Genomic DNA, 15,201 nt, shown 5'->3' with positions numbered 1-15,201 from the left:
GACATTATGAACAAACTTGAAGTCCTTGCTCCCGCGGGAGACGAAGAGAGACTTGCAGCGGCACTCAATTACGGTGCCAACGCTGTCTATCTCGGACGCAAACAGTTCGGTATGCGTTCTTCACCGATGAATTTTGAGTTTGAGCAGCTCGTCAAGGCTGTTGAGCAGGCTCACGCCAAAGGCGTGAAAGTTTACCTCACCTGCAATACGCTTCCGAGAAATAACGAGATACCGTTCTTTGAACGATTTGTTAAGGAAGCCGTCGAGGCTAAAGTCGATGCACTCATAGTCGCCGATATCGGATTGCTCATGCTTGTAAAGAGGTATGCTCCCGACATGGAGATACACATCTCCACACAGACAGGTATCGTCAACTACGTCACAGCGCGTGAACTCCACAATATGGGTGCGAAAAGAGTTGTGCTCGCAAGAGAGCTCAGCCTTGATGAGATAGCCGAGATACGTGCAAAGACAAGCTCAGACCTCGATATAGAGTGCTTCGTTCACGGAGCTATGTGCGTGTCCTTCTCGGGTAGATGTCTGCTCTCGCAGTACCTCGTAGGACGTGACGCCAACCGAGGTGAATGTGCTCAGCCTTGCCGATGGGGATACCATCTTGTCGAGGAAAAGCGCCCGAACGAGTTCTACCCAATATTCGAGGACGAGAAGGGCACATATATCCTCAATGCGAAGGATATGTGCATGATAGAACATATAGACAAACTCGCGGATGCAGGCGTGTACAGCCTCAAAATAGAGGGGCGTGCCAAGTCAGCGTACTACGTCACTGTTGTCACGAACGCCTACAGGCTCGCAGTTGACGAATACTACAAAGATCCGTATAATTTCAAGCTCCCTGACTGGATACGCGAAGAGGTGTACAAGGTAAGCCACCGACAATACTGCGAAGGCTTCTTCTTCGGCAGACCCGATAACTCCCAGTACTATGAAAACAGCGGCTATATCCGCAATTATGACGTTATTGCTGTAGTCGACGAGTGCAGAGACGGCATGGTGTTCTGCACCCAGCGCAACCGCTTCTTTGCTGGCGATACGGTGGAGCTCCTTGCTCCGTCAAGCAAGCCAGTCGAGATGAAGCTCGATACTCTCTTCAATGAGAACGGCGAGCAGATAGAAACTGCTAACCACGCTATGATGAGTTTCAGCTTTCCGTCAGAGATGTCCTTCCCTGCAGGTACCGTTATACGCAAGGCGGTGGACTGATGAACGATCTGGAGTTCGGTCAGCTTCGCGAGGATGAGCTGGAAGAGACTTATGAGCTTTGTTCACGCACATTTGGCGAGTTCGTTACGCTTGAAAATGTCCGCGAGACGTACATAAAATGCAAGGATAATAAGGACTACCACTTCATTGTCGGCAGATGTGATCAAAAAATCGTTGCTTATGCGACAATGGCTCTCGTCTACAATCTCTTCGACGGAACCTACCCTGTAGCGTATGTGTGGTACGTTTGTGTCCGTGAAGACTACAGACGTCAAGGCGTCGCAAAGGCGCTGTTCCGCGAGATTGACCGCATAGCCGCTGAAAAAAATGTGGAGATAATCTCCCTCAGCTGCAAGAAAGATAACGCGCCTGCGGTGAAATTCTACAGGTCACTCGGATTTACCGTAGATGAGGATATCCCATTCGTGAAGAATATCTATGAGCAGTGGGAATAAAACAGTAAAGGCTTCCTGATGTCAGGAAGCCTTCTTTGTATACTAAAAACGGGATCCAGTTTCCTGAATCCCGTTAGTGTATGTGTTACAAATCAAATACTCCGCAGAGCGCAAAAAAATTCGCGGCTCAGAAAACTGAACCGCGAACCTGCGCGCCTGCTCGGCGCTGGAGCTGATGATCGGACTTGAACCGACGACCTACGCCTTACCAAGGCGTTGCGCTACCGACTGTGCCACATCAGCACCAACGATATATATTATACACTATCTATACGCTCTTGTCAAGCAATCACAAATATATTTCATTATATTAACTTTATATCGGACTTGACAATTCCCCTGTGATATGTTATCATATTCTTGTGTTAAAGGCAATGAACGGACTAAACCCGTACTTTCCCCTGTTCAGAGAGCTGTCGGTCGGTGTGAGGCAGATAGGGCGTGCGGAGATCTACTTCCGCGAGTCGCTGTGCTGAGTTGTGTAGGCACAGACGGGTATGCCCGTTATAGCTCAATGAGGTCGGAGCTTCCGACGAATCAGGGTGGTAACACGAGTGAATTCGTCCCTGTACAGTTTTGCTGTACAGGGGTTTTTTATTTGGGAGGTTATTTGATGATACTTTCTGACAAGACGATAACTAAAATGCTCGGGGAGCAGACACTGAAGATAGATCCCATGACGCAGGAGCAAATTCAGCCTGCAAGCTTTGATATTAGGCTCGGAAATACGTTCAGCGTCGTCGAGGATACACCTTCCGGCATAATAACTCTTGGAGAGGCGATAAAGTACAGGACTATCACTGCCGACACTTATCTTATCCTCCCCGGACAGTTCGTGCTTGCAACAACGATGGAATACTTCGAGCTCCCCGATGACCTCACTGCTTTCGTAGAGGGAAGGAGCTCACTCGGACGAATGGGGCTCTTCATTCAGAATGCCGGCTGGGTAGACCCCGGATTCAAGGGGGAGATAACACTTGAGCTGTACAACGCGAACAGGTGTGCTATAGAGCTCAGAGCGGGTCGAAGAGTCGGACAGCTCGTTTTCGCGAAAATGGACTCCCCTGCCCTGAATCCGTATAACGGAAAGTATCAGGGACAGATAGGTGCAACAGGCTCAAGGGTATTCCTTGATAAAGACAAATGATCGCAGTTCAAGGCTGTTTTGAAAGGATGTGATAGAAGTGAAAACGACCGACGTTTTCATTCTTTATGACCATAGGAGGCATTAAGTTGAATTTTGGCTTTTCTTACACAGGGCTTATATTCCTGATAATGCTTTTCATACCGAATATACTATGGGCGAAGCGGAAGCCGAAGGACTATGAAAAGTTTGCAGCTAACGAGAACAAGCTGCTGCTTGCATTTGAAAGGACAGGCGAATTCCTTGTAAGCGGTCTGTGTCTTATATTCAAGGACTTCAACATAGGAAAAATATCAGTATGGAGCAGCTTTTTAGCAGCAGGTGTACTTCTTATGTTTCTTTACGAGTTTTACTGGTTAAGATACTTCATGAGCAAACGGACTATGTCCGATATGTACAGCAGTATTCTCGGAATTCCTATTGCTGGTGCGTCTCTTCCGGTCGGGGCTTTCATGCTCCTTGGAATTTACGGAAAGAATATACCTCTTATAGTTTCCGTTATCATTCTTGGTATAGGACATATAGGTATACACTATAATCACAAAAAAGAAATAAAGGAGAATTATTATGACAATTTTTGAAGAACTCAAACGAAGAGGTCTTCTCGCTCAGCTTACTGACGAGAAGGAGATCGAGGAGCTCATAAACGCGGGCAAGGCTACGTTTTACATCGGCTTTGACCCCACCGCCGACTCCCTGCACGTCGGACATTTCATGGCTCTCTGCCTGATGAAGCGCCTCCAGGAAGCAGGCAATAAGCCTATTGTCCTCATCGGCGGCGGTACCGCTATGATCGGCGACCCCTCTGGCAAGACCGATATGCGCAAAATGATGACTCCCGAAACGATACAGCACAACGTTGGCTGCTTCAAAAAGCAGATGAGCCGCTTCATCGACTTCTCGGACGATAAAGCTATCATCGTCAATAATGCTGACTGGCTCATGAATCTCAACTACATTGAGGTGCTCCGTGAGGTGGGCGCTCATTTCAGCGTCAACCGTATGCTCTCGCATGAGTGCTACAAGCAGCGTATGGAGCGCGGTCTCACGTTCCTTGAGTTCAATTACATGATAATGCAGAGCTACGACTTCTACAAGCTCTATCAGGACTACAACTGCAATATGCAGTTCGGCGGTGACGACCAGTGGGCTAATATGCTCGGCGGTACAGAGCTCATACGCCGCAAGCTCGGCAAGGACGCATACGCTATGACTATCACTCTGCTCCTCAACTCCGAGGGCAAAAAAATGGGCAAGACCGAGAAAGGTGCTGTATGGCTTGATCCCGAAAAGACCTCTCCGTACGACTTCTTCCAGTACTGGAGGAACGTCGACGATGCCGATGTTATCAAATGCCTGAAAATGCTCACTTTCGTACCTGTTGAGCAGATAGAGGAAATGGAAAAAACTATGGAGGGCGCCCAGTTCAACGCGGCTAAGGAGCTTCTCGCTTACGAGCTGACAAAGCTTGTACACGGTGAGGAAGAAGCTGAAAAAGCCAAGGCTGCTGCAAAGGCTCTCTTCGGCGGAAACGGCGACAACGAGAATATGCCTGTTGCAGAAATAAGCGCCGCAGACCTCACCGACGGAGCTATGGGCATACTCAATATCCTCGTCAAGGCGGAGCTCGCTCCCTCTATATCGGAAGCACGCAGACTCGTTCAGCAGGGCGGTATCACTGTTGACGATGTGAAGGTGTCCGACCCGAAGGCTATGATAACTCTGGATAAGGATATCATCGTCCGCAAAGGAAAGAAAGCGTTCAAGAAGGTAACAGTAAAATAAAACTCAAAAAAGACGTATACATCGATGTATACGTCTTTTTTTAATTTATTGGCAAAAGAAAAACTCCGCAGCTATTGCCACGGAGCTTTATGGGGTTGCTGATCGCAACTGGTCTGAGTGACGGGACTTGAACCCACGGCCTCTACCACCCCAAGGTAGCGCGCTACCAACTGCGCCACACCCAGTCAGTGTATTGAATACTCTGCAATCAACAATATAAATTATATCACTAACTTGATGAGATGTCAAGGCTTTTATCTATATTTTTTTTATTTAACTATAGTTCACCGCTACATTATATCCGTCAAGCGAATAAACAGTGAAATTGTCGTTTGACTCAGGGATATCTGCTTCATCAAAGAAAACGATAATATAGTTCTCCTCGCTTGTTCCGTCAACCACCTGCTGAAGCTTCTCATCGGAATCATCGCGCATCGATGAATAATTGCCTCTTGCTACGGCAAAGCAATTGAGTTCGATATCGTTTTCGTTTGCGTATTCTCCGAATGCATAGAAAAGCTCATAATACGCAAGATAATCCACAGGAAGCGGGGCAAATACTATCTCGTCAGCTTTTTCGGCAAGTTCGTCCCACTTGGGGTCAACAAGAGTATCCTCGTACTGTTTTTTTACAGCTCCGCGCATATTTTCGTTTTTTATCATCACACGAAGGTCAAGGAGCTGAACTGTCGCGATAAGAGCTACACAGAACAATGCTGTACGCTTTCCCGAAAGCTTTGATATAGCGAAAAGCACCGAAACATATACGATGTACTCTGACACCCATGCAAATCTGCCTGTAGCTCTGAAAATGCTCATAGCGCCGAAGAGCTTTTCGGGAAGCTGTATATCATAGATAACACGTCCGTTGAAAGTTCCGCGAGGACTTGCCGCATAAATATAGCTTATAATAAAAATGGCAAGCATACATATTATTTCCGCTTTTCTTATACGCGAAAACCGAGAAAAACATTTCAGCGGGTTCCTGCCCTCACTGCTTGCTATCACAAATACGAGCGCTATTGCACCGCCGAGGATGATCCCAAGTCCGAGATACGCAAAGCCCTCGTACTGTCCGTCAAGATAATTGAGGGGCGCGATATACTTAGCCTTTCCCTGGCTGTTGAAAAGAGTATTGTAATTTGCGCTGTATTTTCCAAGGCCGCCTGCCCTATAGCTTCCTCCGCCCGAGAAGGCTCCGAGGATGAACATAGTGCCGATAGCACAGACTGTCGTGGAGATAAAGCAGGCAATAGGTCTCAGCAGTTTCTTTCTGCCAAAAATGTCAGTCGCAATGTAGCCGAGCATTACCATATATATCATTGGGATAAAGTAGATGTGAACAAGAACTGCAAGTATGCCGTTCACAGACCATAATATCACAGGAGAAGCCTTGAAACGCCATTTTCTGCCCTGACACACCCACGAGAGCAGTGCTATGAGCAGCACCCATTGTCCCGCAAGTGCCTCATGACCGTACATACGGTGCATTACAGGCGGACAAACTATAAACACTGTACAGCCTATGAGACTGAATATCGGGCGCTTGCTGAGCCTGTAGAGGATGAGCGAGGATATACCTCCCTGCATCGAATACGTAAATATGCCCCAGAACCCCCAATACTGGAAAGTCTCCGGAAGCACAGGTGACAATGCCTTGAAGAACAGCGCAAACAGCGGAATCGAGTCTGTGAACATACAAGATACTGACTGACCTGAGATCATGCCGTCAGTCAGACCGAGCGGAAAATGCCAAGGTGTATCACGGAAGAATTCCCAGCCGATGTAATGCTGGGTTATGTCTCCGCCGTAATTGAGTATCCAGCCCTCATTTGTAGGGTCGAGTATACCTATACCATAGATATTAATGAAAAAGAGCGCACCGATGAGTGCTCCGAGCAGGAAAACAACTCCCCAGCTGACATTCTTTTTTTCTTTTTTTTCCATTTTTGCCTCCTTGTTTTATCCTGTTATAACAGCTAACTTTCTAATTATATCATATATAAGTAAGACTGTCAATTAATATTTGCCGGCTTCGCTTTTATTATCTTGACTCGGATAGATCTTCATTTGGCGAAATCATGGCATAAAATTACCGAGCCCATGATTTCAGGCTCGGTAACCGAGTATGCTTGTTAAGGTATTGCCGCCCTCTGTGCACTTCCCTTAACAGAAAAAGCGGGCTACCGTGTAATAAAGTTACGCCTCATATTCGGTATATTGCGAAACAGCCCGAGGGGGCTCCCCTCTGTGCACTTCCCTTAACGGAAAAAGCGGGCTGCCGAGCCGTATTCTTGCGTTACGTATTCGGTAGCCCACGAAAATGCCCGAGGGGGCTCTCCTCTCGCTCCCCTATTTGTTACTCTTCCTTTTCTTTTTTGACTGTTCGTCCTACTATAAAAACAGGAGCACTCAGTGCAATGGCTCCAAGCACAACACCTGCTATTATGGCGGCATATCCTGTACGCGTAAGGTATTGTTCGCCGTATTCCTCTGTAGTATAACTGAAGCCCGTCACACGGAATGCTTCGTCTATCTCGTCGGCTATCAGCTGGTGTCCGAGATAATTGGGATGAATATCGAAGTCCTTAATATTTGTGACGATGTCCGCCTGCCCCTCAAATCTCTCTGCAACATCGACGACACTGTACACTCCGACAGAATGCTCCCTGATAATATCATTGAGCTTTCCTATCTTCTGTGCCGAAAACTCGGGTATCTTCGGGATATTAGAGTAGTATTCGAGAGGGTCGTACAAAGTTTGAACATAAAGGACCGCATCAGTACGTGAGGATATCGCATCCGTTATCTTCGGGAGATTGGTTTCAAAACCCGCAAGTGCGTCATCAGCCTTCCCGCTCATCGACGCGAGTTTGTCTGCCGCACCAAGAATGTCTATTTTCTTATAGTCAAAAGAACCGCTGTCGGGTGAATAACCAATTTCATTAAACAGGTCAAAAATCAGTCCAAGAAGGTCGTTTCCGCCTATGGATATGACAATAGCATCACAGTCTGACAGGTCGTCGTCTAATGTGCCGCTGTTCACAAGTTCAAGCAGGTCGTATGATGTGGCTCCCGAAACAGCCTTATTCGTCATTTCGTGACCACATTCACTTCCTATCTCCTTCTCGTACTTTTCAGCAAGAATATTCGGATACGAACGACATTGGTACAGGTCATCCTTTGAGTAGCCGTCAAGTCCGTAACCCGCGGGTATCGAGTCACCGAGAAACAGCATTTTCGGAGGGACCTCTGTCCTGTGCGTGACCTCATGAATATCACGTGCAGTAAGACTACAGGCTGTCAGTGTTATTGCCGATAAAAACGTGGCAGCCACTGTAAAAACTCGTTTGATCATAGTATTCTCCTTGAATATAAAGAAGCTGAACAGTCATTGCTGTTCAGCTGAGATGTCATTGATTGCGGATCTTGATGTTTCTGTCTATCTCGCGCTTTGCATCGCGCTTTGCAGCATCTGCACGCTTGTCATACAGCTTTTTGCCCTTGCACAGCCCGACCTGCATTTTTACACGGGAGTCCTTGAAGTATATGCTCAACGGTATCAGTGACAGACCATCCTGCTTCACCGTCCCGAAAAGCTTGTTTATCTCTCTCTTATGCATAAGGAGCTTGCGCACGCGCATGGGGTCACGGTTGAAGATGTTACCCTTTTCATACGGCGAGATGTGCATTCCGCGAACGAACAGCTCTCCCCTGTCTATCGAGCACCATGCGTCCTTTAGATTAACGCTCCCCTGCCGAATAGATTTCACTTCTGTACCGACAAGATCTATACCTGCCTCATAGGTCTCCAGCACGAAATATTCATGGCGTGCCTGACGGTTCTCAGCAATAGTTTTTATTCCTTTTGAACGCATTTTCTCATCTCCTATCCTGTTAATTATACATCAGAGCGGCGATATTGTCAATAAACGAATAAGAAAAATCATGACGGATTTTGTTATATTTTTATTTTTTATAAAAAGACTTGATTTTTTTTTTTAGAGATGATATAATATATAAGTAATTTTGCAGTGGTATCGAAGTGGTCATAACGGACATGACTCGAAATCATGATGCCCCTTGAGGGACGTGGGTTCGAATCCCACCCACTGCGCCAAGCCAAATGCGGAGTATTCCGCGTAGTTCCGCCTTTTTGAGAGGCGGAACTTTTTATTAGGTGGTGATTTTATGTCGAATTATGTTTGGAGTAAAATAATATGCAGTCAAGAAGTCTTTGATAAGATCGTAATGGATAGTCCAACGAACCCGTCGCATTCAATTATATCGTTCCATAAAATCTTGGACGTTGATTATGATGATCGTGAAGCTCGAAATGTTTTGGTTGCAAAGATTGCAGACGATACTTATGAGCTGAAGTACTGTCAAAGGTGGTTTTATCCAATTACCTGCATTACCCGTCTTATTGAAAATTTTCATGATGTTATATGGTATCTTGTAGAAGAAAATCACATTTACGTCTCGAAGTTTTATTGGGATAATGGCGTTAAAGAAGATATAATGGATATCGAATACCAGTATTATGATTGGTTAGATGAAAATCCAATATTTGGTGACTCACTTGATCTCTCAGATGATGATGTATGGTATTTTCTCGAAACGCTGGAAGAAAACTGGATCAATTGGGAGAGTACTGATAATTTCGCAAGATACCTTGATGTTCGTGCCGACAGTGCTGAACATCCATTTAAGAATCGACCATAGTTTTCTGTATTAGCCACTGAACATCACTGTTCAGTGGCTTTTACTTTTACGCTCCGAGCGCTCTTTCTATCGCCTCCGCACTCAGCTTCTTGCTTTCGCTGTCCACATGGCTGTACACGTTGCTGGTCGTACCTATGTCGCTGTGACCCAGCCACTCCTGTATCAGCTTCATCTGCACTCCGTTTGCAAGGAGCAGACTGGCACAACTATGCCGCAGGTCATGGAATCGTATCTTCCGCAGACCGTTCTTACGAAGCACTATCGGGAAGTGGTCCGACACATAGTTGGGACGTATCAGCTCTCCAACAGCGTCTACGCAGATGTAGTCCTCGTACTTCTTGCAGTATCCTCTGCCGAATGCCTTCTTCATCTCAGCCTGATGCTCACGCTCGGCGATGAGAGCCTGCTCGACTACGGGTATCAGCGGAAGCGTTCTGTACGACGATTTCGTTTTCATAACATCGTAGCCTGCCACTCCGTCCTCGTCCTGCAAGACTTTGTGCTTGATGCTTATGGTCTTGCCTACGAAGTCCACCGCTGACCACTTAAGTCCGATGACCTCGCTGCGGCGGAGTCCGTAATAGGCAGCTATAATGATGACGATGTGCAGCGGATCGTCCTTTGTGCAGTCGATGAGCTGCTTTATCTCCTCAGCGTTATAGTAGTTTCCGATGAACTGCACCGACTTCGGGCGGTCAGCCTGATCGACGGGATTTGTCGGAATGATACGTCTTTTCATAGCAGACTTGAATGCAAGGTGCAGGAGCGAATGGTGCCGCTGACAGCTTGTGCCTTTCAGACCTTTGGCTCTGAGGTAAGCGTAGTACTCGTTTATCTCGTCGCCGGTTATCTCCTTGACCTTTATCTTCAGCTTTTTGAAGAATGGTATCATGTGTACGTCCATGTACCGCTTGTAGCTTGTGTATGTGGACTTCGTGATGTTGCCCTTGTAGGACTCCAGCCACTCCGCAAGGTAGTCCTCAACTCGCATATCAGCTATGCGGTTGCGCTCCTTGTCGGCTCTCGACATTCCTTCGTGCAGGTACTGGTCACCGAGATTGTACTGCTCCAGCACCTCGTTCAGACGGTGGTTGGCTTCGGTCTTGGTGCCTTTCTTTGCGTCCAGTCCGAGGGAGCGCCACTTTTCGTGGCGCTTGCCGTCGGCATCGTATAAGTTTATAACGGCATACCATTTGCCGCTTTTCTCAGCCAAATGTCCTGTGGTTATTTTCATTGGCATCCTCCTTTCAATTCCCAAATCGTTCCTTATCGTGACTTTCGTCACGACAACAATACCACACTTCTCCCGAAAAATCCATACCTTTCACCTCATTTCGGCAGAAGCACTAAATAGTTTCTCTCGTTTCGGCAGAAGTCAACAAGAGCGGGCTTCGGAATAATTATCTTCTTGCCCAGCCTTATTGCTCCGAGACTTCCATTTTTCACGAGCTCGTAAGCCTGATTCTTTCCAATGCGGAGCAGCTTTGCCGCCTCTGGGACAGTCAGCACGTCTGGTTCGTTTCTGAACATTTCTGTATATCTCATTCGTTCCTCCTGTTATTCTTTCGCTTGTGTTTCTCGTATGATCTGCATTGTTCATTTTACATTTCTCCTTTTGAATAATTAAGAGAGCGGTGGTTAGCCGCCCCCTTTGATACGAAAATGGGTACGGTGTTTTACCGTACCCTCTCCATTTGATTGTTATGTTGTTATTTCAGGTTCTCACTACTGCCGAACATCACATCTATGACAAGCTCGGCGCAGTCTCGAAAACCTTGTATGTAGCTCTCCGCTGCCATCGTTTCGGACAGCATTCCCTGCATATCCGTTATCTCGTTCAGCAGCTTCTTATCGTCAGCCGACAGCCGTTTCTCCAGTCTGTCGCACATCTCGAGGAGCTCCAGACTTCGCTTTGCGTAGTCGGAGTCCTTCCTCACATCGTGCTGACACGGTATGACGTTCCCGTAGTATAAATCCTGCAACTTCATCGCCGCGGTCACCTCCTGACCAACAATCATACCACAGCTCTCGGACGAAGTCTATTCATCAGACTGGACGAATGTTGGCTGTTGATACCGAGCACAACCACTACAAGGGTATCAGCTTTCACGATACCCTTATTACAAAGGCTGTCACGTTTTGGGACACCCTTTGGTGATTGAGATGCCGTCACGTTTTGTTACTTCGTCTACTGACCGAACGAGTCGTTCACACCTGCCCCGAATCAGTGCGAGTGCAGCACGGTGAACATTTCGTTCAGCGTTCATTTCAAAGGGGTGTCCATTTCGGAAACTCGCTCCCGAGGTAGGACTGAGTGCACTCCTGTTTTGAGACTTCAAGTACCGTTACGGTATTCGAGCTCTGAATAATAACTCACGGGCGTTTTACCTCTGAGTTAGTTGAGTCCCTGATTCAGGGAGTCATAGCTTATCCCATGTGTATTCCGTGAGCTTCCTTTCGCTCTCGTTCCTCGGCGAGAGCCTTGCGGTCAACGTGCTCACGTGCGTATTCGGTATCGTTAGTAGGCTCAGGCTCGTCCTCAATTATCGAAGCCATAGCAGCAATGCCACCGACGATATCAGGTGCAGAAACTCTATCAGCACCACCAGTCGGAGCAGTCTGAAGCCGTGACTTCTGCTCTGCTCTTCGGAGCATTTCAGCTGCGATAAGGTCTGCTCGTTCAGCCTCCCAGCCTGTGAGACGAGGTCCTTCGCCGCCTGATCCAGCTTCGATACCTCTGCCGTCACGTTCTGTGACGTCTGCTCCTGAATCTCCTTTCCCTGTTCCAGCAGCTGATTGTTATCGTCCGCTGATTTTGCAGGTACTGTTTCATCTGTGCATATGTCATTGTCTCGTCTGTCTGAGCCTTGATATCGAACATTGTATCTGTCAGAAGTTTCAACTGCGAGATCAGCGCCAGCCAGTTGTGTTCCTGGACGCAGACCATAGTTGGTATGTCCTGTGTCTCCTGCATATTCTGCTTGGAGGCTTCTTTCGCTTCTTCGTATTTCGAATTCATATTCCATATTCTCCTTCCTGTATTTCGCTTCGTGCAATTTATTGTCGCGGCATCTTCTGCCGTTTGGACAAGTATATGTGATGTACTTTCGGCTGTCTTCCCATTTGACATCGTAGCCACACTGCTTCATGTAGAAGCGGAATTGTTTCTTGGACTTTGCTCTTTTCATGACCGTATCTATTGTATTTATGAGATTCATTTTCCAGCTCTCACCTCGCATTGCAACACGATACTCTCCGTTGGTTATACCGTTGCTCTGCTTGTGTATCTCAGGTTTGCTGAGAGTTGTCACTCCGTACTTCTGACAAATTTCATCGCTGAGATGCCGAAGGTCTTGCAGTGTGAACTTGTTAGAGTGGTACTTCAAACCTGTGTCAGCATTGACTGCATTGAGTACGAAGTGCGAATGGATATGGTCAGCGTCGATGTGAGTTGCCACTACAACTTCGTGACCGGGGAAGGCTCGCTCCGCAAACTCAACAGCTATCTTATGAGCAAGTGCAGGCTCTATTTTGTAGCCGCTTGCCAGCCATGACTTAACGATCACATCAATGTATCCTTGCATGGTATGCCTCCTAACAATGAGAACAAATGTTTTTTATATATTATATCACACATATGTTCTGCTTGCAATAGTCAAACCGAACAAAATTTCTTGTACTGCATTATGAATATGTGATAAAACTCATATTACGATATATCGGCAAGAAAAAATGTCTCCGAAAACGAAAAATAAATGTCTCCACATTTTATGCAAATGAAAAAAAGTTCCCATAATATATATTAGAGGGACATGAACGCCGCAGTTGTTAATTCAGCTGCGGCGCTTTTGTTTCACTGTAGAAGGAGGTGACGAATTGCCCGACACAGCCCATACAAATAGTTTGCACGAGCAGTTGCCCGTAACGAAAAAAGCTGTTGGCTGTGTCGGGGATCTTATGAGAAAGGAGGAATGCTATGAGTAATGTGTTACAGACGAAAACCGCAGAAGAAATACTGTCTACAGTATTCAAACCGAAGGAGTTCATCATTGATGGACTTCTTACGCAGGGATTGTACGTCCTTGCAGGTGCGCAGAAGGTAGGCAAGCCACACGCTGTTTTTGATGATATGTAATTGTATCAGTCGAGATAAGAGCCGACAGGAGCAGCGTTGTGCTGCTTGATGATCTTCATGATAACAGAGCCGTCAGGCTGTTCTGTTTCCTCAACGATCTTGTACTTAGTCTTGTTTTTATCAAGTCCCGCCTTGTACTTTTCAATCTCGTCTTTAACGAGCTTTACGGCGTAGTCATGGCCGACATCTTCTTTCAGCATAAAATGAAGTGTCTGGCAGATACACGCTTCTTTGATCCTTTTCACTATGATCTACCTCCATAATAAAACGAGCAGCAATAACCGGACTTACGCAGGATCGCTACTCGTTATATATTGATTATATCAGATTTTCAGCTTTTTTGCAAAGGACATTTTGCACAAAGTTTACGCCTTTACAGCCTGAGCTGTTTCGGCTTTTCTTCTGAACACCGCCTTGAAACAAGTCCTGATCAGCGGCTGGATAAAGAAAAGCTGAGAGAAGAATGCGAACGGGAAATTAAAGCAGACGAGCTTTATCCAGTTGGCAAGGAACGTCAACACATTGAAGCCTGCATACCGAACGGAAACAATTCTTGAAGAGTTTCATAATTCATGCATAAATAATGACGCTAAATCTTACTTGAATTATTATTAATACCGCTGCAACTGCTGAGACTGAATATAAAACAAATACTCAACATCAATATTACTATTCTTTTCATAACTGATCATATTCCTTGTGTATTGTTATACTAAGAGGACAGCTTTGAGTAAGCTAGACCTTTGTCTGTCCGTTAGTATGCTTTTAAAAGCTACTGCCACTATGTTAATTCTAACACGATCTGCATAATAGTCAATCAGCACAGGACGCATTTCTCCATTCTCACTGAGTGTAATTATCAGTTGGCTAATGTGACATTTCTGTCAAAAATATGAAACCTGTGTGAAAATTAGCACTCTCCCCTTGACAGTGCTAATTTGGAGTGCTATAATATAATCAGAACAAAGGAACAGAGAAGCACCAAAGGATCCGTGTGCTGAACCCTCCGTCCCCTTGCTCGAAGCAATGGAAACAATGTGACGAGTAAAAAGGAGGACTGACCTATGTTGTATCCAAGCATTTTCGGTGAAAATTTATTCGATGATTTCTTCAGATTCCCTGATTTTGGCAGAGATGTGGAGAAGAAGCTGTACGGCAAACACGCCGCACAGGTAATGAAGACCGATGTCCATGAACTCGACGACCATTATGAGATCGTTATCGACCTGCCGGGCTTCAAGAAAGACCAGATCAATCTTGAGCTTCAGAACGGTTATCTGACTGTCAGTGCCGCAAAGGGACTTGACAAAGACGAAAAGTCCAAGAAGGGCAAGCTGATCCGTCAGGAGCGTTATGCAGGCGCAATGCAGAGGAGCTTCTACATCGGTGATACTGTTACCGAAGCCGATGTAAAGGCTAAATTTGAGGACGGTGTTCTTAACATCTGCGTTCCGAAGGCAGAGCCAAAGAAGCTGGAAAATCACAAGTATATTGCCATTGAGGGATAATACCTCGCTAAGTTATGATCCCCAAATGATGCTCCCCGGAGCTGTTCATATGAGCAGTTCCGGGGATTATTTTATTTACGTATAATTGTGTAGTCAAGGTCGGTTCAGTTCACAAGATAGTTATCTGCAAAGAATTTTTCGATATTGTAGAGTCAATCCCAAATTCTGTGTAAACGCAAAATAGTGCAATAGAAGGGTGTATGATGAGACCGATTGTGAAAGCAG

The 15,201-nt window shown here is 46.2% G+C and carries 18 protein-coding genes, 3 tRNA genes and 1 other annotated feature; of the genes, 9 read left to right on the top strand and 12 right to left on the bottom strand.

Going from position 1 to position 15,201, the window contains the following annotated elements; genetic code table 11:
• Nucleotides 1–6: 6 nt before the first annotated feature.
• Nucleotides 7–1,224 (top strand): peptidase U32 family protein, encoded by a 1,218-nt coding sequence (locus BMX22_RS00410; RefSeq protein ID WP_074739957.1) that lies wholly within the window; start codon nt 7–9, stop codon nt 1,222–1,224.
• Entirely contained in the window at nt 1,224–1,679 is a 456-nt protein-coding gene (locus BMX22_RS00405; protein WP_074739956.1) for a GNAT family N-acetyltransferase, read from the top strand. Before BMX22_RS00410 ends, BMX22_RS00405 begins: the two co-directional genes overlap by 1 nt.
• 167 nt (nt 1,680–1,846) lie before the next feature.
• Here BMX22_RS00405 and BMX22_RS00400 read toward each other — a convergent pair.
• Nucleotides 1,847–1,922 (bottom strand) — tRNA-Thr (locus BMX22_RS00400).
• A 122-nt stretch (nt 1,923–2,044) separates the two neighbouring features.
• Nucleotides 2,045–2,250 (top strand) — a binding site (T-box leader).
• Between the two features lie 42 nt (nt 2,251–2,292).
• On the opposite strand from BMX22_RS00400, the gene dcd reads away from it, so the two are divergent.
• The 3 genes from dcd to tyrS all read left to right on the top strand — a co-directional run bounded on the left by dcd (nt 2,293) and on the right by tyrS (nt 4,608).
• Nucleotides 2,293–2,826: a dCTP deaminase gene (gene dcd / locus BMX22_RS00395; protein ID WP_074739955.1), complete on the top strand. Its 534-nt coding sequence runs from the start codon at nt 2,293–2,295 to the stop codon at nt 2,824–2,826.
• Between the two features lie 65 nt (nt 2,827–2,891).
• Nucleotides 2,892–3,404: a hypothetical protein gene (locus BMX22_RS00390; RefSeq protein WP_074739954.1), complete on the top strand. Its 513-nt coding sequence runs from the start codon at nt 2,892–2,894 to the stop codon at nt 3,402–3,404.
• Nucleotides 3,391–4,608 (top strand): tyrosine--tRNA ligase, encoded by a 1,218-nt coding sequence (gene tyrS, locus BMX22_RS00385; protein ID WP_074739953.1) that lies wholly within the window; start codon nt 3,391–3,393, stop codon nt 4,606–4,608. The genes BMX22_RS00390 and tyrS overlap by 14 nt, the downstream gene beginning before the upstream one ends.
• Nucleotides 4,609–4,717: 109 nt before the next feature.
• On the opposite strand, the gene BMX22_RS00380 is transcribed toward tyrS, so the two are convergent.
• The 4 genes from BMX22_RS00380 to smpB form a co-directional block, all read right to left on the bottom strand.
• Nucleotides 4,718–4,793 (bottom strand) — tRNA-Pro (locus tag BMX22_RS00380).
• Nucleotides 4,794–4,881: 88 nt separating this feature from the next.
• Nucleotides 4,882–6,555, bottom strand: coding sequence for a DUF6311 domain-containing protein (locus tag BMX22_RS00375; RefSeq protein WP_074739952.1), 1,674 nt, complete (start codon nt 6,553–6,555; stop codon nt 4,882–4,884).
• Nucleotides 6,556–6,967: 412 nt separating this feature from the next.
• Nucleotides 6,968–7,966, bottom strand: a complete 999-nt coding sequence (locus BMX22_RS00370; protein ID WP_074739951.1) for an SGNH/GDSL hydrolase family protein — start codon at nt 7,964–7,966, stop codon at nt 6,968–6,970.
• Between the two features lie 55 nt (nt 7,967–8,021).
• Nucleotides 8,022–8,486, bottom strand: coding sequence for an SsrA-binding protein SmpB (gene smpB, locus BMX22_RS00365; RefSeq protein ID WP_074739950.1), 465 nt, complete (start codon nt 8,484–8,486; stop codon nt 8,022–8,024).
• Nucleotides 8,487–8,639: 153 nt separating this feature from the next.
• Here smpB and BMX22_RS00360 point away from each other — a divergent pair.
• Together BMX22_RS00360 and BMX22_RS00355 are read left to right on the top strand one after the other, a co-directional pair.
• Nucleotides 8,640–8,728: transfer RNA gene (locus BMX22_RS00360), tRNA-Ser, on the top strand.
• A 71-nt stretch (nt 8,729–8,799) separates the two neighbouring features.
• Entirely contained in the window at nt 8,800–9,333 is a 534-nt protein-coding gene (locus tag BMX22_RS00355) for a hypothetical protein (RefSeq protein ID WP_074739949.1), read from the top strand.
• A gap of 46 nt (nt 9,334–9,379) precedes the next feature.
• Here BMX22_RS00355 and BMX22_RS00350 read toward each other — a convergent pair whose 3' ends face one another.
• The 5 genes from BMX22_RS00350 to BMX22_RS00335 all read right to left on the bottom strand — a co-directional run bounded on the left by BMX22_RS00350 (nt 9,380) and on the right by BMX22_RS00335 (nt 12,917).
• The gene (locus BMX22_RS00350; protein ID WP_074739948.1) at nt 9,380–10,567 is read right to left on the bottom strand and encodes a tyrosine-type recombinase/integrase; all 1,188 of its coding nucleotides are present in this window, start codon (nt 10,565–10,567) and stop codon (nt 9,380–9,382) included.
• Between the two features lie 95 nt (nt 10,568–10,662).
• On the bottom strand, nt 10,663–10,878 hold the full coding sequence (locus BMX22_RS00345; RefSeq protein ID WP_074739947.1) for a helix-turn-helix domain-containing protein: 216 nt from the start codon (nt 10,876–10,878) through the stop codon (nt 10,663–10,665).
• Between the two features lie 164 nt (nt 10,879–11,042).
• Complete coding sequence (locus BMX22_RS00340) at nt 11,043–11,321, bottom strand: DUF6809 family protein (RefSeq protein ID WP_074739946.1); 279 nt, start codon at nt 11,319–11,321, stop codon at nt 11,043–11,045.
• A gap of 439 nt (nt 11,322–11,760) precedes the next feature.
• Nucleotides 11,761–11,889, bottom strand: coding sequence for a hypothetical protein (locus BMX22_RS16740; RefSeq protein WP_318259663.1), 129 nt, complete (start codon nt 11,887–11,889; stop codon nt 11,761–11,763).
• A complete protein-coding gene (locus tag BMX22_RS00335) occupies nt 11,877–12,917 on the bottom strand; it encodes a relaxase/mobilization nuclease domain-containing protein (RefSeq protein WP_074739945.1) in 1,041 nt (346 codons plus the stop codon). The genes BMX22_RS16740 and BMX22_RS00335 overlap by 13 nt, the downstream gene beginning before the upstream one ends.
• 392 nt (nt 12,918–13,309) lie before the next feature.
• Here BMX22_RS00335 and BMX22_RS16300 point away from each other — a divergent pair, with 392 nt between their 5' ends.
• Entirely contained in the window at nt 13,310–13,468 is a 159-nt protein-coding gene (locus tag BMX22_RS16300) for a hypothetical protein (RefSeq protein ID WP_177172943.1), read from the top strand.
• Nucleotides 13,469–13,473: 5 nt separating this feature from the next.
• Here BMX22_RS16300 and BMX22_RS00330 read toward each other — a convergent pair whose 3' ends face one another.
• Entirely contained in the window at nt 13,474–13,713 is a 240-nt protein-coding gene (locus tag BMX22_RS00330) for a hypothetical protein (protein ID WP_074739944.1), read from the bottom strand.
• A gap of 120 nt (nt 13,714–13,833) precedes the next feature.
• The gene (locus tag BMX22_RS16295) at nt 13,834–13,989 is read right to left on the bottom strand and encodes a hypothetical protein (RefSeq protein WP_177172942.1); all 156 of its coding nucleotides are present in this window, start codon (nt 13,987–13,989) and stop codon (nt 13,834–13,836) included.
• A gap of 543 nt (nt 13,990–14,532) precedes the next feature.
• On the opposite strand from BMX22_RS16295, the gene BMX22_RS00325 reads away from it, so the two are divergent.
• Nucleotides 14,533–14,976: an Hsp20/alpha crystallin family protein gene (locus BMX22_RS00325; protein WP_074739943.1), complete on the top strand. Its 444-nt coding sequence runs from the start codon at nt 14,533–14,535 to the stop codon at nt 14,974–14,976.
• Nucleotides 14,977–15,201 lie beyond the last annotated feature (225 nt).

This window comes from Ruminococcus sp. YRD2003 (genome assembly GCA_900109435.1).
GTDB lineage: Bacteria > Bacillota > Clostridia > Oscillospirales > Ruminococcaceae > Ruminococcus > Ruminococcus flavefaciens_G.
This window is presented reverse-complemented; position numbering and strand designations above follow the sequence as displayed.